We start from the raw sequence: 24,302 nt of genomic DNA on the forward strand, positions 1-24,302 counted from the left end.
GTTAATTATACTCATTAAGAACAAAGGAAATTATCGATGAATAATGCATCGCTGGAGGAAAGAATCTATGCTGTAAACTGGAGTTCATCCTGTACAGCATATGGACCCGCAAACGATGTTCCTGAGCTATTATTACAATTAGCATCTGACGATCACGAGGCAGCAATGAGCGCCAGTCATAAGCTTTGGTGCGGACTCTGTCATCAGCATGTTTCTATGGCGCCAGCAGGATATATTGCCCTTCCATTTATATTAGAGATTCTTGATAGCGCCGATGAGTTACTTACGGTTGAAATACTCGATATCTTATGGGGATTCGCTCAATGCGGCATAGAGACAGGGCCGAATGCTCCCGACTATTTCGAACCAACCAGAGAGCGTCTTATCGTCGAACTTCCCCGCTTTTCGTTACTATCCGAACACAGCAATGAGTTAATATCTCAGTTCGCTTCTGAAATAATCAAATCGTTAAGCCAAACATGAAACAGTTATGGTTTGGCTCTGGGACATTAAAAGGCGCTTAAACACCTTTATATTAATTTCCCTACCGCTCGCCCCGTAATTGCCCGACGCCCTGGGTTATTGTTGCAGTGGCTGTTTCAGCCACGGTGTAGTTCTGAACAATAATTAGCTAAACGAATTTACGTTTCAACGCTGCACTGAAATTCCTTTTTGTCATCAGGGCACCTGTATTATTCCGACGTGGGCATACCCCATCTGTTCAGGTGGCCAAATTCAATGCACTACTACAGAGCGAGCAATGATTCAACTGTACCAGGCGGGAGCAAGCCTGATTTTTTTCCATTCCTCAGGGTCATGCCCGGGTATTAATATCGCGTTATATTGCTCGCTAAGCTGGCGCAGCTTACGGACAGAGTGAGCGACATCCGTGGCGGACGTCATCAGGCCAGGGAGCGCCCTTTCATGGTAATGATCTAAGGTGTAAGCCGCATCAATCGCCAGCGTAAAATATGTACCGCTGGGTAATCTGATGAGAAAAGATTGATGTCCCGGTGAATGCCCTGGCGTGAAAATACACTGCAACGTGCCATCACCGTAAAGGTCATAGTTGTCATCTGATAAGCCGTCGAGAAAAAGCCAGTCAAGTTCAGGATGATCGTAATCGTGTCGACAGTAGGCTCCAGATGTAAACCAGTCAGGTGCAAAGGCATATTCATACTCTCGCCGCTGAACCACATGAGTGGCATGTGGGAAACGGCCAATCGCCCCCGTATGATCGGAGTGTAAATGGGACAGTACCACATAGCGGATATCCTCCGGGGCGATACCAATCCTTTTAAGCTGTTCCAGGCAGCCCTGCTTTTCTGACATCACCGGTTTAAACTGCTCTATCGCTCTTCCCCAATAAGCGAAGGGATCTTTCAACCCTTCTACAGCCAGACCACCGTCAATCAGAGTAAAACCATCCGGATGTGTCAGCAGGAACCAGGGGACGGGAATTTCATAATTCTCTCCCACGCCCTGATTCATCCTTATATGCTGATATTTACACTGCTGCGTTCCTGACTGGAACATGAAAAGCCGGATATCTGACATAATTTCCTTCCACCAATAACTCAATGAAATAGAGTACTGTTTTGCTTAACGCTTACCTGAGCATTGAGTTTTCATCATTTCGCAGAAGAACAGTAGATACCTGTGTTGAATTACATTTATCGGTAAAACCGATATAATTGCTAAATGGATCTCTTCTCAGCAATGCGCATATTCATCAGGGTCGTTGAGCGGGGCAGCATGTCGGCTGCAGCCCGCGATCTTGGCATTGGCCAACCCGCCGTCAGTGAAAGAATAGATAAACTGGAAGCACACCTTGGTACGCGTTTGCTAAGGCGCAACACGCGGAACATGTCTCTGACACATAGCGGTAATCTGTTTTATGAGCGAAGCAAAGCGGCCATTCAGGCGGCAGAGCACGCGCTTTCCGTGAATGAAGAAAATGGGGGGCTGCAAGGCAAAATCCGTATTGCGGCGCCCTATTCTGCCGGGGAAAGCCTGCTGATGCCTGCACTGTTGCAGCTTCAGAACGAACATCCTGGGCTACAGGTCGATGTCATTTTTAACGACCGCGTTATCGATCCTGTCACGGAGGGGGTGGATTTATCACTGAGGCTGGGAGAGGTCTCAGAAGGTTTTTTTGTCGCCCGTCCACTTGGTAGCGTGCGCAGAGTCTTGCTCGCCTCCCCTGCTTTGCTGGCCAGAATGGGTTATCCAGACTCTCCGGATGCGCTGGCTGGTTATCCATTTGCTGCTGTTTCTGGCGTATTTGCCAGCCATCGCATTCCATTGATCAATGCTGATGCCCAACCCATTAACGTTCCCGTTGACGTTAAATTTCAGTCCACCCACTGGCGCAGTGTCCTCACCTGGTTATTAGCTGGTCATGCCATCGGTGTTTTGCAATTTCCGGTTTGCAAAAACGAAATGGAAAAGGGGGCGCTAATCCCCCTTTTAAGCCACTACACGGTCCCGCCTTTTACTGCCTGGCTGCTTCATCCACCGGCGGGCATGATGTCATATGAAACACGCATTTGCGCATCTCTGCTGGAGGGGTATCTCAAAGATTCACTGCTTGCGTTGATGTGCCAGCAATAGCATCTGCGTCTGGCACACACATGCCCGTCGACGGCGCAACCTTGTCTGCTATGAAGAGGAGCGAAAGGATATTCCCCTCCCCAGAATGATTAATAACCCTTACTCAGAACGTTGAAGCGTAAGTTCATAAACGACGCAGGGCACATCATAATGCTGTTCTATTGCCTTATACGTCATCCCTAAGCGCTGCATAACGCGATGCGAGGGGATATTGTCAGGATCGGCAACAGCCACCAGATACGTTGTGCCTGTCCGCTCTACCGCGAAAGCAATAATCGCTTTAGCGGCTTCTGTCGCATAACCTTTGCCATGATGTTCCGGGACGAGTCGCCAGCCTATCTCTAACGGTGCGCCATCCACATTTGCCAGGTGCTGAAGGCAGGCTGCCCCAACGATCTCCCCGAACGCTTTTTCTTTGATTACCCACCACGAGTACCCGTATTGCTCCCAACGGGCCTGGACACGTCTGATACCTTCCCAGGTCTCTTCGGGTGTTTTAGCAATACCCTGGTTGATATAACGCATCACACGGGTATCGCTATCCATCCTTCTTAAACCTTCGTAGTGTGAGTCATTATAAGGTTCAAGCGTTAGACGTGCGGTTTCTAAATCCATCTGACATTCCTTTTTTCGTAAAGGTGTTGGCTTCGGTAACCTACTTATCCTGAATCAACTTATCACGATGAAAGCAAAATCATCTACTTGCACTCAGTGGGCGTCAGATCTGCGGTGAGCAAGACACGGGCGCTGTGTTTATTGCATCTGATATCTATTACGCCTACCTACCTGGACTGGTAGCCGCCCTCTTCATACGCCCCCGAAAGCTTGAGGAATGTCCAGGGTCTGGGTATTCTTTTTCAGGGCTCATGCTGCCTGCCGCTCGCTTCCCGATGGGAAAAGGTGAAAGCATGTTTGTTCTCAACTTCATTGATTCAACCACTCTTGATGGTCGGGATGTGGTAATGCGAGCACCCTCATTTCCTGACGACAGGAGCAATTATGTTTTCTATCGAGCAAGCCAAACACATGGCTGCAAAGTTAAAAGCCTCTCTTGCGTTACATGAGCAGACGATCTCTTACTCCACCGCACTCGAAATGGTTTCGCATCAGTTAGGCTTTAGAGACTGGAACACGGCGGCGGCATCGTTACGTCCGCAGGTTCCCGAGTCTCAAATTCAGTTCAGTAAATCGATACCCATCCTGCGAATTTTTGATGTCCGAAAAGCACAGGAGTTCTACCTTGAATTTCTGTCATTCAGCGTTGAGTTTGAACACCGTTTTGCACCCGACTTACCCCTGTATATGGGCATCGTCCGCGATGGTTTGCAGTTGCATCTTTCTGAACATCACGGTGACGCCACCCCAGGCGCAACGATATTTATCCCGATGAACAATATTGCGTTGTTCAGAAAGGAACTACACGACAAACGTTATGGTTACGGTCGCCCGGAAATCATTAAGCAGGATTGGGGAGAGGTTATGGAAGTCCATGATCCCTTTGGCAACCGACTCCGTTTCTGTCAAAGCTAATTATTTACGCAAGGGGCGCATCGTCTGTTGCGTCCCTTATGCCATCGCCGCGTTTTTATCAGTCGTCGCATTTTCCCTGGTGCGTCTTCACGGTTTTTTCAACACCAGTACAAGCATCATACTGCCCACAATAATACCTGCTGCCAGTAACGCCAGCCCCTGAAAGCCTGTCACGGCTAACACCTGGCCACCCGCAAGCGCGCCGGTTCCAATCGCTGCGTTAAAAATTGCGACGTAAATGGCTGACGCCGGTTGTGCGGCATCGCCGGCGCTATGAAGCAACCACGTCTGCAACCCGACGAATACTATCGACATACCCGCCCCCCACAAGGCAAGCAGCATCCCCATTAACCAGAAAGGAAGAGGTGCGACGCTACTCATACCAAGCATACCGAGTGCGAGGGCACTCAAAAGAAGTGACGTGAAAATAAGCGTTTTAAGATGACGGTCAATCAGCTTACCGGCAATGACATTCCCTGCCAGGCCAGAAAGTCCGAACACCAGCAGCAAACCCGATACGGAAGCCGCCGGTACGCCATGGACCTTCATCAACAGGGGTTCCAGATAGGTGAAGGCCGCGAAATGGGCCGAAATAATGCAGGCTGTTGCACAATACAGGGACATGAGCACCGGGTTTTTGAATAGCCCACAGTAAAGACGCAGCCTTAGTGGCTGAGGCGCCGCCAGTGCGGGAAGCGTCCAGAATAATGCGCAGGCGGCAGCCAGCGCCAGCAGCGAAATGAGCATAAAGGCATTACGCCATCCGGCCATGCTTGCAATAAAACTCGACAAAGGGACACCCAGAACACTGGCTGCCGAGACGCCGCCAAAAATGATTGAGGTGGCAAGCCCAAGCTTTTGCGCCGGAACAAGCTGCGCGCCCACTATGCCAATCATTGCCCAGAACGCACCGTGCGCAAGTGCCCCGGCCATGCGCGCACTCATAAATGTGCTCATGGAAGAAGAAAAAGTCGCTGCCATGCAGGACAAAGCAAGAATAAGCATCAGGCCAACAAGCAGAGTCTTGCGGGAAATGCGTGCGGGTATCGCACCAGAGAGCAGCGCGGCGAGCGCACCAACCCAGCCATAGGCGGTTACGACAAGACCCGCCCCGGATGCTGTCTGATTCAAATCCTTTGCTAAGGTACTGAGCATACCAATCGGCGCAAGTTCGCTTGTCACGATTGAAAATGCACTGATCCCAAGTACGGTAACTGCCAGCCAGGCGCGCACCGGCACGAAATTTACGTGTACAGCCGTTTCATTCATAAAATAAATACTCTTAAAAAAAGTGGAAATGTGACTGAGGCGTTTTTTGGTTAGTGATTTCAGGCAGCCACGCCTTTCATTTCTTGAACAGCGCATCGAGGTCTGGCAATGGGGATGGCAGCCAGGTTGAGCGATAGTATTAATATTGGTTTTTTCATGTTTATCTCCTTATGGGAACGACAGTATTAACTTGTTAAAATCGATAAAACAGACCTGAAAATGGAGAGCCGTTTTCCATAAACGGAAAAACTATGAGTGCCAATTTTAACTGGGACGATACGCGGATTTTTCTGGCCATCGCCCGCGCGGGGACGTTGAGCGGCGCAGCAGAAGCAATGGAAATGGGCATCGCTACGATTTCAAGAAGGCTGGACAGGCTTGAGCAGTCGCTGTCCGTGCCGCTTTTCAGCCGGCATCAGAGCGGATACCGGTTAACGGATGATGGTGAAGCGCTACTGGAACAGGCGGAAGCGCTGGAATACGCGGGGCTCGCTTTTGGTGAGAAAGCTAAACTACAGGGTAATGTCGCAGGGCTTGTCCGGCTGGCAACATCGGACAACCTGGCTACGCATTTCATCCTGCCCTCGCTGGAAGGGCTGATGAACAACTATCCTGAACTGCGGGTGGAAGTGCTCAGCGGCGTGCAGTCAGTTAATCTGCATCGCAGAGATGCCGATTTAGCGATACGTATGGTCAAGCCAGACAGCGGAAATCTGACGCTAAAACGTCTGGGAACGGTGGGATTTGGCGTATACGGTGCTGAGGCATATCTAAAAAAAGTGTCTGGCGGGCCCGCGGGAGTCTCGTTACAAAATGCGCACTATATAGGCTGGCCGGAATCACACCAACACCTGCCTGCGGCGCGCTGGATAACGCGAATGCTTCGTGGCAGGCCATGCAGGCTGGAGGCAAACACGCTCGCGGCACAGGTTTCCGCCGTTTTAGCGGGTCTCGGTTTAGGCGTTTTGCCGCACTTTATGGCAAGGAAAAACGGTCTGCACTGCGTTAATCCCGATCCTGGTGTGGATCAGCCGTTATGGCTGGTGATGCATTCAGACTTAGCCGGGTCACGACGGGTCAGAGTCGTTGCCGACCACTTAATTGCATTATTTGATGCACATAAAGCTCATCTGGCGATGCCATAAATATTTCGCACTTACCGACCGTTGCCGTTTTTTGTGCTTTACAGGCATACCCAGCGCTGGCAGGCAAACCAGAAGTGTGACGGGCCCCACAGAAGGAGCTTTCCTCAGAAGCGAAGTGAGAGAACGTATGGATCTGACAAATTATTTAACGGCTATCGACGGGGTTTTTTACCGGGCCATTGATCCCGCATATCGGCATTTTGCGTTATCGGGTTCCAGAGCGCCGGGCAGGTATTCAGACAGCCATCAACCCACGCTGTACCTCAGTTCCTCGCCAGAAGGGGTAGAAGCGGCCATGCAGTCGCACAGCAGTAACAGAAGTCACAACCTTGAAATCGTCAGGGTTAGTGTTACCAGCGATAAAATTATTGATCTCAGAAATGCTGAGGCGCTGTGCGCCGCAGGTATTGACCTGAATGATGCCATTGCGCCCTGGCAGGAAATCGTGTGTGAAGGTGGTGTTCCCCGGTCGTGGAATGTGCGTAACCGTCTGACGTCGCTTGGGATAAAGGGGTTAATTGACCCTTCCCGAAAAGCACCGGGGCTCTGGCATCTGGTGCTTTTTAGCTGGAATCATGACACGCATTCGCGGGTGGCTCTTCTTGAATGAATTGAAGCGTGCAGCCGTTTCTTGATCGCACGGTCTTGTGCTTCTGAGGCGCGTGGATTTACCCACGCTCCTCATCTTTTCACGGTTTTACTCCACAACGCAGGCTACATGACCTGCGCTGAGTGGCCTGAACACTCACGCTCTCTTCTCTTTCAGCGCCAGGCGCAGATGGCCGTTATTGCGCTGTAGTGCTTCGCTCGCATCCCACGCGTCCATGCCGCTGAGCAGCATCAGAATGGCGGTTTTGCACTGCTGATTGCAGCTTGCCAGCGCCGCTTTTGCCTCTTTACGTGAACAATCACTGGCCGCCATCACGATCGCTATCTGGCGCTCCTGCCATTTATTTTCCGTCGCCGGAATATCCACCCGCAGGTTGCTGTATACCCGGCCGCTGCGGATGGCAAGCGTGGTCGTTAACATGGTCAGAATAGTTTGCTGCGCGCGCCGTGCTTTGGGATTCCCGTAACCCGCAACCACTTCCGCGCCCGTTGGCGGCGCAATCACGACATCCCCCAGGCTTGCGGCTTCGCTATGTTGATCGGAAGTAAGTACCGCCACCATTGCGCCGGTCTCGTTGGCCTGGCGCAGCGCGCCCCACACCCACGGCGTTTTACCGCTTAGCGTGAGCGCCAACAGCACATCATTGTGGTTAAAATTTATCGCCTGTAGGGCACCAATCCCGCCGTCGTAGTCGTCGGCATGCGTGTCATTAACCGCAATGCAACGCACCTGTGTCTGGCTGTCCGGGGCAAAATCATTAATCGCCTGCTGCGCCAGTTCGCCAGAGGCGCCGGCCCCGATAATCACGACTCGCCCGCCGCGACTGAGTGCCGCCACGGCATGCTCAACCACTCTCGCTACATCAGGCAAACAGTGCGCCACCGCGTCGTGAGCAGCGACATCTTCCTGATGAATGAGTTGCAGGACATCGTCTGTTGAGAGTCTGTCTATCTCCGTTGTCCGGTCATTACGTCGCGCTTTCGCCGCTACCGTTAACAAAGTGCTCATCATTACCTCCTTTTTATTTATCCTGCCCTACTATAAAGCGATTCATATAATTGCCTTGCGAGACGTGTCACGTAACTGAGGGGATAAATTCAAAGGTGACAAGCCGTTAGCCGCTTTGAGATATGCTCCCCTTCGGCGATAATTACCCTCTTTCTGTGAATGATTTTGAGGCCGCAGTGAACGGAAGGCATCCACATCCTGCTTCGCGCAAACGCACCATGAAACTCAGTACCCTGGTTACGCTGATGCTGTGCAGCGTTATTGGCTCGGTGTTACTGGTGGTTTATGCGCTCTATTTTGTCCAGATCTCCAATGTCACCCGGGAAGGGGTGAAGGACACTGCAATGGCCGTTGCACGCACCCTTGCCGATGAACCGGAGATCAAACGCGCGCTCTCGATGCCTGTAGGGAGCCAAACGGTGCAGGACCTTGCCCAGGCGGTACAACGCAGAAACGATCTGCTGTTTGTCGTCGTGACCGATATGGACGGCATCCGTTTATCACATCGCGAGGCCAGTGAAGTTGGCAAACACTTTATTGGTGATGATCTGATCCCCGCCCTGCATGGCCGGGAGAATGTCTCGGTCAACCACGGCGTCCTCGCCGAGGCGCTGCGCGTTTTTACACCGGTATTTGATGCCCGACACCAGCAAATCGGCGTGGTCGCCATCGGTATCTCGCTCAGTAAAGTGGATAAACAGATAAGTCACAGCCGCTGGGGATTGCTGCTCACCATGCTCTTTAGCGCCATGGTCGGCTCGCTTGGTATCTGGGCGCTGGTCCGGGTGCTCAAGCGTATTCTTTTTGGCCTGGAACCTTACGAAATCTCGACCCTTTTTGAGCAGCGCCAGGCCATGCTGCAATCGCTCAAAGAGGGGGTTATTGCCGTTGATCGCGAGGGCAATATCACCCTGGCCAACCAGGCCGCGCGCCAGATGTTGCTCAGCACCAATAACCACGGCACCCGCGATATTCGCCACACGCCGCTGTTTGCCGACCTGCAAACCGTGTTGCAAAGCGGACAGCCGCTGTCCGATCAGGAGATCGGCTGCAACGGGCATTTGCTGCTGTGCAACAGTGTGCCCGTGCGCGGCCAGGACGGGGTTATTGGCGCGGTCAGCACCTTCAGGGATAAAACCGAAATCAGTCAGCTACTGCAACGTCTCGACGGGATGGTCAATTATGTGGATGCTCTCCGCGCCCACTCCCATGAGTTTATGAACAAGCTGCACGTGATCCTCGGCCTGCTCAACATGAAGCGTTATGACACGCTCGAAGAGTATGTGTTACAGACGGCAGAAGGTTATCAGAACGACATCGGCACCCTGCAACATCAGATACAGACGCCCGTCGTAGCAGGTTTTCTGCTGGGTAAAATCAATCGTGCCAGAGAGGCCGGGGTTATCCTGACCCTGGCGAATGAATCCCTGGTGCCGGATAACCCCAACCAGCAACAGGTGACGGCGCTGGTAACCATTCTGGGTAATCTTATTGAAAACGCCCTCGACGCCATGACCGATCAATCCGATGGCGAAATTGGCCTGTTGCTGCACTATCAAAACGGCTGGTTAAGCGCCGAGGTCAGCGACGATGGCCCCGGTATCTCCCCGGAACATATCGATGCTATTTTCCATAAAGGTTACTCAACCAAAGGCGAAAACCGGGGCGTCGGGCTGTTCCTCGCGCGCCAGCAGTGCGAAAATCTCGGTGGCAGCATTACGGTGGAGTCGGAACCTGGCGTATTTACTCAATTTTTTGTACAACTCCCCTGGGACAGTGAGAGGAAGAGCGTGTGATTAATGTATTAATTGTCGATGACGACGCCATGGTGGCGGAGCTGAACCGCGTCTATACCACGCGGCTATCTGGCTTTACCTGCTGCGGTGTCGCCTCCACCCTGCGTCAGGCCGAAAATATGATTAACGACCCGGCGCTGGATATCGATTTGATCCTGCTTGATGTCTATATGCAGCAGGATAATGGTCTGTCACTGCTCCCGATCATTCGCGCCAGCGGACGGAAAATCGACGTCATCATGATCTCCTCCGCCTCCGATGCCGCGACCATTCAGACATCGATGCACTACGGCGTGGTGGATTATTTAATCAAACCGTTCCAGTTTCCGCGTTTTGAAGAAGCCCTGACCCACTGGCAGGAAAAGAAGAAACTGATGAGCGCGCAGCAGTATTACGAACAGGCGGATGTGGACAGGCTGCTCCACGGCGGGCCGCAGGAGGTTGCCGATACCCGACGCTTACCAAAAGGGCTTACTCCGCAGACGCTGCGGACCATTTGTCAGTGGATTGATGCGCACCCGGATATCGAGTTTTCGACCGATGAGCTGGCGAGCGCGGTCAATATTTCCCGCGTCTCCTGCCGTAAGTATTTGATGTGGCTCGCGCAGATCGGCATTTTATTTACCACCATCCACTATGGGGTGACGGGTCGCCCGGTCTATCGTTATCGCCTGCTGGAAGAGCAGTACGGATTGCTTAAGCAGTACTGTCAGTAAAGGTGTAGCTATCATCCATTAGCGTAAAACGGACATTACGCGTGGATGAGGCCACCACCCGCCGGTCTTTTGTGACAAAGATTGCCTCGATCTCCGGCTTGTTGCGCAGCGCCTGGCATCCTTGTTCCACCCCCATCCCATAGAGCAGCGTGGTCCAGATATCGCCATCGAGAGAGTCGGTTGAAATCACCGTCACACTGTCAAGTTCGTTGTCGAGCGGGTATCCCGTCGCCGGGTTAAGGATGTGATGATAACGTTTGCCGTCTACCTCAAAGTAGCGCTCGTAGGTTCCCGACGTGACCACTGATTTATCTTGCACATCGATAACCCCCACCAACGCATCCGCCGTCGAAAACGGCTTTTTCAGTCCGATGCCCCACCCGCCCTGCGGTGCGCCGAGCGTATGCACATTCCCGCCAAGATTAATCAACGCCTGCGTGACCCCTTCGCGACGCAGGAAATCGCGTACCCGGTCAGCAATATAGCCCTTGGCAATCGCCCCCAGATCGATCTCCATCCCCGGACGCACGAGATAAACCGTGCCTGCAGCCTCGTCCAGCAACACATTTTGTGGGTCGGTCAGCGCCAGCAATGCAGCCAGTTCCTCAGCGGGCGGTACGGCGTTGTCGTGGCGAAAACCAATCCGCCAGCGCTTGACCAGCGGGCCAATCGCCAGATTAAAGCAGCCGCCCTTGACCAGGCTTGCCGCCTTCGCGCAGGCAATTAATGCAAAGACCGGACGGCTAACCGCCACCGGATGCTGCCCGGCGGCCAGATTGATATCCATCACCTGCGAAGGCGTGCGGTTGACCGTAAACAGATCTTCATAGCGTTTGATCAGGCGAAAGGTGTCGGCGGCAAGCGAGGGGTTGTGGCTGAACAGTTTGAGCAGGATCGGCGATCCCATCAGGACGGCGGAGTATGACCAGACACCTTCTTGCTGTTCCATATTCACTCCTAAAAAAATGCCCCGGTCTCTGCCGGGGCTTATCATCAGGCCTGCGCTTTCGCCCAGTTTGCCGCATGGTGCCCGGCCAGTGAACCAAAAATAATGATGTCAGCCACCGCATTACCGCCGATGCGGTTGCTACCGTGGATCCCTCCGGCCACTTCGCCTGCGGCGAACGCCCCCGGAATGACCTGCTGCGCTTTATTCAGCACCGCTGTCTCAGTATTAATGGTTACACCGCCCATCGTATGGTGAACCCCCGGCGCAATGCGGATCGCGTGGAACGGCCCTTCATTAATCGGGTTACGCAGTGCGGTGCTACGACCAAAATCGCTGTCGTGTTGCTGTTCAACAAAGCCGTTGTAGCGCTCCAGCGTTGCCAGGAAAGCATGATAATCCATCCCCAGTTTCTCCGCTAACTGACGCGGTGAGCTGGCGCTGGTGACAAAGCCGCGGGCGATATACTCATCTGCCGCTTTGTTTTTCGCCCGTACGTGTTCATCAAACACGATGTAAGCGTAATGTTCCGGCAAGGCGATGATCTGCGCGGAGACTCTGTCACGGGTTTCCATTTCATTAAAGAAGCGGTTGCCCTGCTGGTTAACGAGGATCGCCCCGCCGCCGCGAATCGATTCGGAAATCAGGTACGAGGTGTTCTGTTCCACCGTCGGGTGGATCTGAATTTCACCCATGTCCACCGTGCCTGCACCGATATGTTCAAGCAGTGCAATACCGGCACCGGTTGCCCCTTTGTGGTTGGTGGTGACAAAACCGTCAAGATCCGGGCGATATTTCACGACCATCTCGCTATTGGCGCTAAAGCCGCCAGTGGCGACAATCACACTCTTCACCGCGATGGTCAGGGTTTCGTTTTCGTCATTGATCAGACGTACAGCACTCACTTTACCCTGCTCGCAGAGGATCTCTTCAACCGAGGTGTCGAGCATCACGTCGATACCGCGCTTCGTCACATTACGAACCAGACCGCTGATCAGATAACCGCCGACCGCTGAACCGTCTTTCGGACGGTGGGTGCGGTCAATACTCATGCCGCCAGTGGTGGTGATGTCGTTAAGCATAATGCCGCGATTCGCCAGCCACTCGATGGCCTGCGGCGCGTGTTCCACGAAGCAACGCAGCAGCTCAGGGTTGTTGCGGTTTTGGCCGCCTTTCAGCGTCTCCTGATAGAAAAGCTCTTTGCTGTCCTGAATGCCTTTCACACGCTGGAAGCGGGTTTCTGCGGCATTCATCCCGGCAGAGGCTTTAATGGTGTTACCGCCAAAGGTTGGCATTTTCTCAACAATCAGCACGCGTGCGCCTTCGTCATGCGCCTGGATCGCAGCCGCCAGTCCGGCACCGCCGCTGCCGACCACCACCACATCATAATTTTTCGGCGTGATGTCGTCCGCCCCCTCTTCCTGCGCCAGCGCTTTACCCGATTTCACCATCGCTTTGGAGACGGCTTTTTTCACCGATTCGCTCTGGCTGGTTGCCCCGGAAATCGCATCCACATGCGGGCTGTTGGCGGTCAGAATGCGTGAACGAATCTCATCAAAACTGGTGACAAAATCCACATCATCGCCCGTACCTGACAGCAGTTCGATATCCGCGATACGGTCGGTTTCAAGGCTGATATTGAGCACCAGCTCGCGGGTATCATCCTGTACGGTTTCGGTGTACACGCCCGGTTTGAATTTTTTGTCCGCCATGCTCATGTCGCGGATCATCGCCTCCACCAGCGAAAAGCGCCACAGCGGTTCCGGGATGGTCAACGCTTCGCGCTGGGTGCTGTCGATGAACAGCTCCAGCGTTTCACCCCGCATGATGCGATCCGTCCAGTCCGGATAAGCAATGCAGGCGCGCCCCACGGCAATCAGGTCATAGCCGTGGTCAACCGCGTCCTGTGCGTCAGCCGCGTTCACCACGCCGCCCACTCCCATCACCGGCACCTGGGCCAGGGTTTCGGAACGCAGGGCGACATATTTTTCAATCAGCGGTGTGGGATCGGTGGTCTCAACAATGGAAGGACGCAGCGTTGCGCCAACGGAGAAGTGCAGATAATCCAGGCCACGCGCGGCCAGTTTTTCCAGCAGATACATGGTATCATCGAAGCGGATCCCTGGCACTTCCATCTCTTCCGGCGAGAAGCGGTAGCCGATGATAAAGGCGTCATCCGCATACTGGCGGACCATTTTGTGAGTGATCTCCAGCACCGCCAGCGGGAATTTCGCGCGGTTGTCGCGGCTACCGCCCCACTCGTCATCACGCTGGTTGGAGTTTGGCGAATAGAACTGCTGAATGAGATAGGTGTTCGCGCCGTGTAACTCGACGCCATCAAAACCCGCGAGAATGGCGCGGCGTACGGCGTCACCGAACTTCGCGACCATCTCTTCCACTTCCTGAGTCGTCAGGGCGACTGGGGTAGCCGCGCCGTCACGCGGTGCCGCCAGCGCGCTTGGGCCAACCGGTGTGCGACCACCGATCAGTTTCGGGTCGACCATACGGCCGCCGTGGTAAATCTGCAGGATAGCTTTCGATCCTTTGGATTTAATGGCGTCAGCAATTTTCGCCAGCCCCGCCACTTTTGCATCGTTATCAATCCCGATGGCGCCAGGGAATGCGAGGCCCAGGCTGTCAACAAAGCAGCATTCAACAATCACCGCCCCGATAGCCCCGGCACGCTCACGGTAGTACTCGATAAGCTCGCTGCTGACCGTACCGTCAAAATAGCCTGTGCAGGTGGTCATGGGTGCCATCAGCAGACGGTTTTTTAGCTCGGTACCATTCGGTAATGTAAAGGGGGTGAGAATTTGCGAGTAATGGCTCATAAATAAACTCCAAACTTTAAAAGTGAAATTTGAGAATTCTTATCGGACATTATTTTCGTTGTCGTTTTTGCCGAGTACATGTCTTTAATATAATAATTTCCTTAGTTTCTTAATTGCTTACTTTAGTTAAAAAACCATTTAATACACTCAATAACATCGCTAACTCAAAGGTGTTATTATTTAAATAAAATAGAATTAACATTTGCGCTAACAAATATAACTTACAAGTTACTAACAAGTAAGTACTTCAGGCTGAAATTAAACATATAAAACACAATTAAATCAACATGTTACAAACATTAGACGGGTAAAAATCTTAATTAACACCCACAAGATTTGACAAAAAGTGTATCGATTCAGCAAAAACCACAAAACGCCGCTATTTTTTATATTGGCGGCATACAATAACACCATTAGATAATTTTCTTGATCGCGATCAATTGTCGAAAAAGCGAAAGCAGCATTATAGAAAAAGACCCGATTTTTAATTCCTCGCAAAGCTTATTGCGCGGAATGCCCATTTATTTAACGTGCCAGAGTTGAATTTAATAAGTAAAAAAAGTTTTGTAACTAAAGTCATTAAATTCCGATTGTCTGGCGTGAAAACTGAATCCTTATCAACCTTAGAACGCTATTATGAACGAGAAATCATCCGCTTTAGCACCGTCACAGGTGAGTAGTAAAAAGAGTGGTAACCAGAGCAAGCTATTGATGCTGGCGCTACCGGTTATTGTCGCAGTACTCCTGCTGTTCGTACCTGTTCCGCAAGGTCTGCCGCCGTTCGCATGGCACTATTTCGCCATCTTCGTGGGTGTGATCGTCGGGCTTATCTTTGAGCCCCTGCCGGGCGCGGTTATCGGTATGACCGGTGTTGTCGTGATTGCGCTGTGCAGCCAGTGGCTGCTGTTCAGCCCGGAACAACTGGTGGATCCAAAATTCAAACTCGCCGCACAGTCCTTTAAGTGGGCGGTCAGCGGTTTCAGTAACTCCACCGTGTGGCTTATCTTCGGCGCCTTTATGTTTGCCGCCGGTTACGATAAGACCCGCTTTGGCCGCCGCCTGGCGCTGATTCTGGTGAAATATCTGGGCCGTCGCAGCCTGACTCTCGGCTACGCCATTACCTTCGCCGATCTGTTGCTGGCACCGTTCACACCGTCGAACACCGCGCGCAGTGGCGGCACCATCTTCCCGATTATCGCCAACCTGCCGCCGCTGTACGGCTCAAAACCCAACGATCCGAGCGCACGTAAAATTGGCTCCTATCTGATGTGGGTGGCTATCACCGCCGCCTGTATTACCAGCTCCATGTTCCTGTCCGCGCTGGCGCCAAACCTGCTTTCACTGGCACTGGTGAAAAGCATTACCGGGCTCGACATCTCCTGGGGGACCTGGTTCCTGGCCTTCCTGCCGCTGGGTATTCTGCTGATTTTGACCATGCCGCTGCTGGCCTACTGGTTCTACCCACCGGAAGTAAAAGTGAACGATGAAGTGCCGCTGTGGGCCAGTCGTGAGCTGGAAAAACTGGGTAAACTGTCGCGCAACGAAATCCTGCTGCTGGTGTTTGTCTGCTCCGCGTTGGGGATGTGGATCTTTGCCGCCAACTGGCTGGAACCGGCCCTCGCCGCACTGCTTATTATCGTGCTGATGTTATGGACCGGCGTGCTGGAGTGGAACGACATCACCAGCAACAAAGCCGCATGGAACACCTTCGTCTGGTTTGCCACTCTGGTGGCGCTGGCAGATGGCCTCTCCTCCACCGGGTTTATCGCATGGCTGGGTAAAGAAGGCGGTTCGCTGATGGGCAATGTCTCACCGGGTGTGGCGACCATTGTTCTGCTGCTGGCGTTTTATCTGCTGCATTACCTGTTCGCCAGTACCACGGCGCACACCACCGCCCTGCTGCCAGCCATGTTGACCATCGCGTCAACCATTCCGGGGATGAACATGCAAGTGTTCGTGCTGGTGATGGTTACTTCGCTGGGCGTGATGGGGATCATCACCCCTTACGGTACCGGTCCGAGCCCGATTTACTACGGTAGCGGCTACCTGCCCACCAAAGACTACTGGCGTCTGGGGACCATATTCGGTGCCATCTTCCTGGCCGCCCTGCTGCTGATTGGTTATCCGTGGATTTCCATGATGTTCTGATTCCTCGCCGCCGGACACGCTCCGGCGGCGTTTTTTTGTCGCTGCCGCATGGATGTATGCGGCTCTAACCTTACAAAAAGCGAGAGAGCTATGTCGACGAAACCGTTTTACTATCAGGATCCCTTCCCGCTGGCGCATGACGATACGGAATATTATCTCCTCAGCCGCGAGCATGTTTCTGTTGCCGAGTTTGAGGGGCAGCAGATACTGAAAGTTGAGCCGCAGGCACTCACCCTGCTGGCACAACAGGCCTTCCACGACGCCGCCTTTATGCTGCGTCAGGCGCACCAGCAGCAGGTAGCCACTATTCTGACCGACCCGGATGCCAGCGAAAACGACAAGTACGTGGCGCTGCAATTCCTGCGTAACTCTGAGATTGCCGCCAAAGGCGTATTGCCGACCTGCCAGGATACCGGCACGGCGATCATTATGGGTAAAAAAGGCCAGCGCGTGTGGACCGGCGGTGGTGATGAAGCAGCGCTAACGCGCGGCGTCTATAACACCTACACCGAAGATAACCTGCGCTACTCGCAAAATGCGGCGCTGGATATGTACAAAGAGGTGAATACTGGCACCAACCTGCCCGCACAGATTGATCTCTACAGCGTCGATGGCGACGAGTACAAGTTCCTGTGTATGGCGAAAGGCGGTGGTTCGGCGAACAAAACCTACCTTTACCAGGAAACCAAAGCGCTGATCACCCCGGCGAAGCTGAAAAAATACCTGGTGGAAAAAATGCGTACTCTCGGTACTGCCGCCTGTCCGCCGTACCATATCGCCTTCGTGATTGGCGGAACGTCTGCGGAATCCACCCTGAAAACGGTCAAACTCGCCTCCACCCATTACTATGACGAACTGCCGACCGAAGGCAATGAACATGGTCAGGCGTTCCGCGATACGCAACTGGAAGCAGAATTGATGATCGAGGCGCAAAATCTTGGCCTCGGCGCGCAGTTCGGCGGGAAATACTTCGCTCATGATATCCGGGTGATTCGCCTGCCGCGCCACGGCGCCTCCTGCCCGGTGGGCATGGGCGTCTCCTGCTCTGCAGATCGCAATATCAAAGCCAAAATTAACCGCGACGGTATCTGGATTGAAAAGCTGGAGTCGAATCCGGGCAGATTCATTCCGCAGGCACTGCGCGAAGCGGGTGAAGGCGATGCGGTAAAAGTCGACCTCAATCAACCGATGGCTGACATTCTTAAACAACTGTCACAGCACCCGGTCTCCACCCGCCTGTCCCTCTCCGGCACGATCATCGTCGCCCGCGACATCGCCCATGCGAAATTGCAGGAGATCATCGACCGTGGCGAAGAACTGCCGCAGTATGTGAAAGATCATCCGATTTATTACGCAGGCCCGGCGAAAACACCGGAAGGCTATGCCTCCGGCTCCCTCGGCCCGACCACTGCCGGGCGTATGGACTCTTATGTCGATCAGTTGCAGGCGCAGGGTGCAAGCATGGTGATGCTGGCAAAAGGCAACCGCAGCCAGCAGGTGACCGATGCCTGCCATAAACACGGCGGCTTTTACCTCGGCAGCATTGGCGGCCCGGCGGCGGTACTGGCGCAGCAGAGTATTAAAAGTCTTGAGTGTATGGCCTACCCGGAGCTCGGAATGGAAGCTATCTGGAAAATCGAGGTAGAAGACTTCCCGGCCTTCATTCTGGTTGATGATAAAGGCAATGACTTTTTCCAGCAGATCCAGAATAAACAATGCGCTAACTGTGCAATGAAATAATTATCTTACGCAGGCCGGTATTTTCCGGCTTGCGATTTTCCGCAAAAGCAATATTATTAGCACACCCTCTCCCCTCACTAATTAAACTAAAGTAAGCATTCTGTAATTATTTAAAGCGGAGTGAGTGTGACTACCGTCACTCACTATTACAGAAGAGACCGCTAAATTATCCACTGTCAGTACCCTTATAATAAAACATTGGCACAGGATAATTTATGCAATCAATTTTACTTCAATCTTTGTTCCCTTTAGTTTTCATCATGGTATTAGGTTGGTTGAGCGGTAAATTAGGCTATACCAAACGTGAAGATGCCAATGTCATGGCATCTGTGGTTATCCGTTTCGCTCTGCCTTTTCATCTTTTTATTGGCGCATTAAATACTGACCCGGAGAAAATACAGAATCTGTCATTTATGGCAGTACTGGTTATTGGTTTGATGGGGTCTTATTTATTTACCCTGATTGTATCCCGTTTTGTGTTTCGTCACGATATTAAGACCAGTGCCATACAATCACTGGTTTGTGCTTTCCCGGATATGGCCTATTTTGGCGCGCCGGTACTGGCGGTATTAATCGGCCCGGAAGGATTTTTAGGTGTGCTGATTGGCAACGTGGTGACCAGCGTATTTATGATTCCGCTGACCATTGTCCTTATCCGTATGGGCGATAAAAACCACACCGAAGATCTGAACCCGGTGAAAATGGTGTTGCAAAATCTGTGGAAAGCGGCGCGTAACCCTATCGTCTGGATCCCGGTAACCGGTATTCTGCTGAGCCTGGCGGGCGTGAAGTTGCCGCATCTGCTCAGCTCGCCGATTGAGATGGTAGGCAAAATCGCCGGTGGCTTATCGCTCTTCGCACTCGGTCTGCTGTTTTACGGCGAGCGCCCTTCTTTCAACATTCAGACCTGTACCAATATTGGTATTAAAAATTTAATTCAGCCGATCATGATGGCCGTTGCCGGCTTAGCGTTCGGCCTGAATCATACGCTGATGCAGCAAGTCGTGATTATTGGTGCCACCCCTTCGGCTATTGCCGCCGGGATGTTTGCCCTGCGCAGTGATACTTATGTCGAATCGGCGTCATCGTCCATATTATTAGGGACGGCGCTGGGCGTTATAACCGAAGGGTTCATGATATATTTGGTTTCATAAATCAAGTATCAACAGATGTTATTTAACTAATTAAAGCTTTTATAAATTAAACAAACCCAAAGTCAGCGCCATGTGCGATTAGAATGGCATGGCGTAACTTCATCAACACCAGGCGACCTCATTAATAGCGGCAATGCGTTGCCGTTTTTGCAGGCAAGGTATGTGTTTATTCAGGAGTCGTAACATGTTAAAAAAAGAGATGCTGTACACGCCCTATACTGGCGCAGTATTGCTGGAAACCCCATTATTAAATAAAGGGCTGGCGTTTACCCAGGAAGAGCGCCAGGCACTCAATTTAAATGGATTGCTCCCTGACACGGTAGAAACTATTAAAGAACAGACCGACCGGGCATGGGCGCAGTTTTGCGATTTCAAACGTGATATTTCAAAACATGTTTATTTGCGCAATATTCAGGACACCAACGAGACATTATTTTATAACCTGGTGCGCACGCATTTAAGCGAAATGCTGCCGATCATTTATACCCCGACAGTGGGCGAGGCCTGCGAGCATTTCTCCGATATCTATCGCCGGGCCCGTGGCCTGTTTATCTCCTGGCCGAACCGCCACCAGATTGATGAGATGCTGCAACAATTTTCACGTAACGATATCCGCGTCATTGTGGTGACAGACGGTGAGCGCATTCTGGGCCTCGGCGACCAGGGCGTGGGCGGAATGGGGATTCCCATTGGCAAACTCTCCCTCTATACCGCCTGCGGCGGCATCAACCCGGCCACTACCCTGCCTATCATGCTTGACGTCGGCACCAACAATGCCCAACGCCTGGACGACCCGCTCTATATGGGCTGGCGGCACCCGCGTATTACCGATGACCAGTATATGGAATTTATGGACATGTTCATCGATGCGGTCAAAGCCCGCTGGCCGGATGTCCTTTTACAGTTCGAAGATTTCGCCCAGAAGAACGCGACGAAATTGCTCAACCGCTACCGGGATAAACTGTGCTGCTTCAATGATGACATTCAGGGCACCGCCGCCGTTACGCTGGGCACCCTGATCGCCGCCTCGCGTACCGCAGGCGTCAATTTGCAGGATCAACGGATCGTCTTTTTAGGCGGTGGCTCCGCAGGTTGTGGCATTGCGGAAAAAATCATTGCTTATATGGTCTCAACAGGCTTAAGCGAAGCCCAGGCGCGTGGCCGTGTCTTTATGGTCGATCGTTTTGGTCTGCTAACGGACGACATGCCGAATCTGCTCGATTTCCAACAAAAACTGGTAACCCCGCGCGAGGCTATCGCTCACTGGGATGTGGAGCAGAACAATATCTCTCTGCTGGATGTGGTACGTAACGCCCACCCAACGGTCATGATCGGTGTTTCCGGTCAGCCGGGCCTGTTCAGCGAAGAGATCGTCAAAGAGATGTACAGCCACTGTCCGCGCCCGATCATTATGCCGCTCTCCAACCCGACCTCCCGGGCGGAAGCGCAGCCGCGTGACCTGATTGAATGGACCCAGGGCGCGGCGCTGATTGCCACTGGCAGCCCGTTTGCGCCGGTGCATTACGATGGCGCGGTCTACGAGATTGCCCAGTGCAACAACGCCTACATTTTCCCAGGGCTGGGGCTTGGGATCCTCGCCGGTAACGCAAAGCGGGTAACGGAAAACATGTTAATGGCCGCAAGCCAGGCGCTGGCCGCCCATTCACCGCAGGCCACCCTGGAGCGCGGCGGTCTGTTACCGGCAGTGGAAGATATTGGTGAGATTTCGCGCGCCATTGCGTTAGCCACTGCACGTGCGGCTCAGCAGGATGGCGTTGCCCCGCAGGCCAGCGACGACGAACTGCATGCGGCAATTGAGAAAACCTTCTGGGAAGCGCAATACGCTCCCTATAAACGCGCATCGTTCTAAACCCGACCAGACAGGGGAAAGGATCTCCCCTGCTTTCAGGCCGTAGACCTTGAGTATACATGGCGGGTTTTATAATTTTTGACATACCCTAGACGGAGGACAATGATAGCGGTCTCATGCTGTTGCGTGGATGCTGTCGGCGCGCGCAAAAAACGTCATCACAAGGAAAAACCGATGAACGCATTTTTCTCTACCCAGGCCGGTTGTGTTGTCCGCTGGTTAGATCTACCCGGCGACGGTGTGCCGCTGGTCTTTGTGCACGGCCTTGGCTGCGCCTCCTCTTACGAGTACCCCCGCGTGGTCTGCGATAAAAACTTCCAGGGCCGACGCGCCATCCTGATTGACCTGCCAGGTTACGGTTATAGCGAGAAACCAAAAGAATTTCGCTACTCCATCAGTGAACAAGCCGCTGTTGTCTGCGAACTGATCGCCCATTTACAGCTCGATGATTACTTCCTGTATGGACATAGCATGGGGGGCAGTATCGCCATTGAAGCCGCAACCCAACTTAGCGGTTTACGTGGCCTGATAGTCTCGGAGCCCAACTTCCGCCCCGATGGGGGATTTTTTAGCCGCCAGATTTGTCGGGTCGATGAAGAGACTTATATTACCCATGTCTATGCGCTCATGATGAACAACTATAAAAACCCCTGGACCGGAAGTTTATCGGCCGCCGCCCCCTGGGCTGTCTGGCGTGGCGCATCCAGCCTGATTACCGGCAATCAGTGGTTTGAAATGTTTGTTGAACTCAATAAGCCCATCTGCCTGCTGTTTGGCGCAGAATCCCTGCCGGATGCTGATTTTACGCAACTGAGCGCCATGGGGATCGCCACGGTGGAACTGGCCGACTGCGGGCACAATATGTCGTGGGAGAACCCACCCGCCCTTGCCACCGCGCTGGCCGCGTTTTGCGCAGCCAACGAATAGCCCTTAGCGCAGGTGTGCGCGCTTAAACTGGCTGGCGTCAATGTCGTACTGCTTCATCTTGCGCCACAGGGTGGTACGACCAATATTGAGCAATTGCGACATCTCCTGTATTCGCCCGTTGGTCACTCTGGCAGCCTGGATAATGGCCTCTTTTTCAACGGCGGAAAACGTCAGATTGGCAGCCAGTCTGGCGCCCGGTTCCTGCGGCGCACTCCCTTCGTTAAATAACCACTCCGGCAGATGGCTCAGGCGAATATGGCCCTGTTCGCTGCTGATCGCGATATTTTCAATAATGCTGTTGAGCTCGAAATCATTCCCCGGCCAGGAGTAGGCCACCAGCCGGGCCAGCGCATCGTCATCTACCCTAAGCCGCGAGGAAAATCGTCGCTCCAGCCCGCGCAGACGGCTTTGTACCAGGGCAGGAATACTGTCGCGACGTTCCCGCAGGGGCGGGATGACGACCTCAAAGGCGCGCAAGGCATAATAAAGCTGACGGCTAAAGCGGTTTTGCTCCACCAGATTCCCCAAATCGACCGTGGTGGCAGCAATGACTTTGATATCCACCGGCACCAGACGCCTGGCCTCAAGCCGGGTAAGTACCCCTTGCTTGATGACCTGCAATAGCGCGGATTGCAGCTCAGGGGCCAGATACTCGATTTTTTCCAGAAACAGCGTACCGCCATTGGCCAGTTCCAGGCGGCTGAGGCGCCCTTTCTCATTTTCCGTGGCCGCGCTGCCCATAAAATCCAGCCCCAGCGCACTGTCGGCATACAACTGACAGTTAACGGCGATATACGGCCCCCCGGCGCGTTCGCTCTCATTGTGAATGGCCTGCGACATCATCTCCTTACCCACCCCCTCTTCCCCATACAGCAGAACAGGAAACGCCCCGCGCGCCGCCTGCCGACCGGCCTGAATCAGTCGGCGGGTTTGCGGATCGTCGGCGGGCATCTGCTCGAAGGTATGGCTGACTTTGCCCAACTGGCTGGTCATTAACTGACGCATCTGCTCAACCGGGTGTAGCAACAAAATAAAGCTATTCCCCTGCTCTTCGACAATGGGTTTGAGGGTCACCACCGCATCAATAAACTGGTGCTGGCTTTCGAACGTCACCTCTGCGTGATTGAGCGCCCGGGCATGTTTAATCGCCCGGCGAAGCAGCGCGGGCAATGTCACCAGATCGCTAATGTTTTTCCCCTGGCTGACCTGGGCGTCGAGAAACAGCATGCGCGCCGCCTGCACATTGAGAAATTGCAGCACCCCCTGCTCATTCCAGGCCATCACTCCGTCATCCATACTCTCCAGCAGGCCGTACATCTGATTCAGATGGCGGTTAGATTCCGCCAGCAAATTGTCCGTCAGGAGCGAGTTGCCAATTTCTCTGGCCGTTGCCAACGTCAGCGACAGATCCGCCGGGGAAGCATGTTCCGCCCGGCAACACAGCGCAATAGACCCGGACAGCCGGCCATGGTTGTCGAATACCGGCGTTGAGCAAAAGGCCCACGGGAACAGCGCCTGTTTGAAATGCTGGCAGCCCAGCGTCTTTACCGGCTGGCCCATCATCGCCGCCAGCGACAGCGCACAACTGCCAATAATGCTTTCCGCACAGTAGCTGCCCGGCAGGAAACCGAGCCGGGACAGCGCGTCAAGCGTGTCGGGATGGCCACAGCGACTTAAAATACAGGCAGACTCATCAAGGATAAACAGCGCGCAGGGCCGCCCTTCCATATATTCCAGGGCATCCTCCAGCGCCGCCTGACCAATCGTCAGCAGCCCGGTTTTACGGCGGCTGATCGTCTCAAACGTCAGCCCCTGTGCCTGGTGCGGTGTGCCCCAGGTGTCACGCTGCATGATCTTTTCGCAACGCTGCCAGGAGTGGGCGATGAAAGTGGCGACATCCTGTTCTGTCGTTTGATGCTGTGTCATGCGCGGTTCCGTCTGAGTCGGGTAACGAGCGTTATTGTCGCTACAGCCGAAAAAAGAAATCAACGTAAACGTT

At 53.3% G+C, this 24,302-nt stretch carries 19 protein-coding genes; 12 read left to right on the top strand and 7 right to left on the bottom strand.

Features of this window, described 5'->3' with window-relative positions:
* Positions 1-36: 36 nt before the first annotated feature.
* A complete protein-coding gene (locus ACS0RQ_RS15590; RefSeq protein ID WP_271849453.1) occupies positions 37-483 on the top strand; it encodes a hypothetical protein in 447 nt (148 codons plus the stop codon).
* Positions 484-765: 282 nt separating this feature from the next.
* On the opposite strand, the gene attM is transcribed toward ACS0RQ_RS15590, so the two are convergent.
* Positions 766-1,560: an AttM family quorum-quenching N-acyl homoserine lactonase gene (attM, locus tag ACS0RQ_RS15595; protein WP_271849547.1), complete on the bottom strand. Its 795-nt coding sequence runs from the start codon at positions 1,558-1,560 to the stop codon at positions 766-768.
* 159 nt (positions 1,561-1,719) lie between these two features.
* Between attM and ACS0RQ_RS15600 the strand changes: the two genes are divergently transcribed.
* The gene (locus tag ACS0RQ_RS15600; protein WP_271849452.1) at positions 1,720-2,613 is read left to right on the top strand and encodes a LysR family transcriptional regulator; all 894 of its coding nucleotides are present in this window, start codon (positions 1,720-1,722) and stop codon (positions 2,611-2,613) included.
* Between the two features lie 99 nt (positions 2,614-2,712).
* Here the strand turns inward: ACS0RQ_RS15600 and ACS0RQ_RS15605 are convergent, their stop codons facing one another.
* Positions 2,713-3,228 carry a GNAT family N-acetyltransferase gene (locus tag ACS0RQ_RS15605; RefSeq protein ID WP_271849451.1) on the bottom strand — a complete coding sequence of 172 codons (516 nt, stop codon included), beginning with the start codon at positions 3,226-3,228 and terminating at the stop codon, positions 2,713-2,715.
* Positions 3,229-3,612: 384 nt separating this feature from the next.
* On the opposite strand from ACS0RQ_RS15605, the gene ACS0RQ_RS15610 reads away from it, so the two are divergent.
* Positions 3,613-4,143 (top strand): glyoxalase superfamily protein, encoded by a 531-nt coding sequence (locus ACS0RQ_RS15610; RefSeq protein ID WP_271849450.1) that lies wholly within the window; start codon positions 3,613-3,615, stop codon positions 4,141-4,143.
* Between the two features lie 87 nt (positions 4,144-4,230).
* Here ACS0RQ_RS15610 and ACS0RQ_RS15615 read toward each other — a convergent pair whose 3' ends face one another.
* Entirely contained in the window at positions 4,231-5,412 is a 1,182-nt protein-coding gene (locus ACS0RQ_RS15615) for an MFS transporter (protein ID WP_271849449.1), read from the bottom strand.
* A gap of 251 nt (positions 5,413-5,663) precedes the next feature.
* On the opposite strand from ACS0RQ_RS15615, the gene ACS0RQ_RS15620 reads away from it, so the two are divergent.
* Positions 5,664-6,557, top strand: coding sequence for a LysR family transcriptional regulator (locus ACS0RQ_RS15620; RefSeq protein ID WP_271849448.1), 894 nt, complete (start codon positions 5,664-5,666; stop codon positions 6,555-6,557).
* Between the two features lie 127 nt (positions 6,558-6,684).
* Positions 6,685-7,167: an RES family NAD+ phosphorylase gene (locus ACS0RQ_RS15625; RefSeq protein ID WP_271849447.1), complete on the top strand. Its 483-nt coding sequence runs from the start codon at positions 6,685-6,687 to the stop codon at positions 7,165-7,167.
* A gap of 135 nt (positions 7,168-7,302) precedes the next feature.
* Here ACS0RQ_RS15625 and ACS0RQ_RS15630 read toward each other — a convergent pair whose 3' ends face one another.
* Positions 7,303-8,175 carry an N-acetylmuramic acid 6-phosphate etherase gene (locus tag ACS0RQ_RS15630; RefSeq protein WP_271849546.1) on the bottom strand — a complete coding sequence of 291 codons (873 nt, stop codon included), beginning with the start codon at positions 8,173-8,175 and terminating at the stop codon, positions 7,303-7,305.
* A gap of 218 nt (positions 8,176-8,393) precedes the next feature.
* Here ACS0RQ_RS15630 and ACS0RQ_RS15635 point away from each other — a divergent pair, with 218 nt between their 5' ends.
* Positions 8,394-9,971, top strand: a complete 1,578-nt coding sequence (locus ACS0RQ_RS15635; RefSeq protein WP_271849446.1) for a sensor histidine kinase — start codon at positions 8,394-8,396, stop codon at positions 9,969-9,971.
* Positions 9,968-10,687 carry a two-component system response regulator DcuR gene (gene dcuR, locus ACS0RQ_RS15640; RefSeq protein WP_039079337.1) on the top strand — a complete coding sequence of 240 codons (720 nt, stop codon included), beginning with the start codon at positions 9,968-9,970 and terminating at the stop codon, positions 10,685-10,687. Before ACS0RQ_RS15635 ends, dcuR begins: the two co-directional genes overlap by 4 nt.
* Here dcuR and ACS0RQ_RS15645 read toward each other — a convergent pair.
* Complete coding sequence (locus ACS0RQ_RS15645; RefSeq protein ID WP_271849445.1) at positions 10,668-11,636, bottom strand: FAD:protein FMN transferase; 969 nt, start codon at positions 11,634-11,636, stop codon at positions 10,668-10,670. The genes dcuR and ACS0RQ_RS15645 overlap by 20 nt on opposite strands.
* Positions 11,637-11,680: 44 nt before the next feature.
* The gene (locus tag ACS0RQ_RS15650; protein WP_271849444.1) at positions 11,681-14,464 is read right to left on the bottom strand and encodes a flavocytochrome c; all 2,784 of its coding nucleotides are present in this window, start codon (positions 14,462-14,464) and stop codon (positions 11,681-11,683) included.
* Positions 14,465-15,100: 636 nt separating this feature from the next.
* Here ACS0RQ_RS15650 and ACS0RQ_RS15655 point away from each other — a divergent pair.
* The 5 genes from ACS0RQ_RS15655 to ACS0RQ_RS15675 all read left to right on the top strand — a co-directional run bounded on the left by ACS0RQ_RS15655 (position 15,101) and on the right by ACS0RQ_RS15675 (position 22,303).
* A complete protein-coding gene (locus ACS0RQ_RS15655; protein ID WP_271849443.1) occupies positions 15,101-16,612 on the top strand; it encodes an anion permease in 1,512 nt (503 codons plus the stop codon).
* 90 nt (positions 16,613-16,702) lie between these two features.
* Entirely contained in the window at positions 16,703-18,352 is a 1,650-nt protein-coding gene (gene fumA, locus ACS0RQ_RS15660) for a class I fumarate hydratase FumA (RefSeq protein ID WP_271849442.1), read from the top strand.
* 215 nt (positions 18,353-18,567) lie between these two features.
* Complete coding sequence (locus ACS0RQ_RS15665) at positions 18,568-19,506, top strand: AEC family transporter (protein WP_039079342.1); 939 nt, start codon at positions 18,568-18,570, stop codon at positions 19,504-19,506.
* A 184-nt stretch (positions 19,507-19,690) separates the two neighbouring features.
* A complete protein-coding gene (locus ACS0RQ_RS15670) occupies positions 19,691-21,376 on the top strand; it encodes an NAD-dependent malic enzyme (RefSeq protein ID WP_169039503.1) in 1,686 nt (561 codons plus the stop codon).
* Positions 21,377-21,550: 174 nt separating this feature from the next.
* Complete coding sequence (locus ACS0RQ_RS15675; protein WP_334632870.1) at positions 21,551-22,303, top strand: alpha/beta fold hydrolase; 753 nt, start codon at positions 21,551-21,553, stop codon at positions 22,301-22,303.
* 3 nt (positions 22,304-22,306) lie between these two features.
* On the opposite strand, the gene dhaR is transcribed toward ACS0RQ_RS15675, so the two are convergent.
* Complete coding sequence (gene dhaR, locus ACS0RQ_RS15680; RefSeq protein ID WP_271849440.1) at positions 22,307-24,229, bottom strand: dihydroxyacetone kinase operon transcriptional regulator DhaR; 1,923 nt, start codon at positions 24,227-24,229, stop codon at positions 22,307-22,309.
* Positions 24,230-24,302: the final 73 nt, after the last annotated feature.

Source organism: Phytobacter diazotrophicus, from assembly GCF_052061655.1.
Taxonomy (GTDB): Bacteria; Pseudomonadota; Gammaproteobacteria; order Enterobacterales; family Enterobacteriaceae; genus Phytobacter; species Phytobacter diazotrophicus.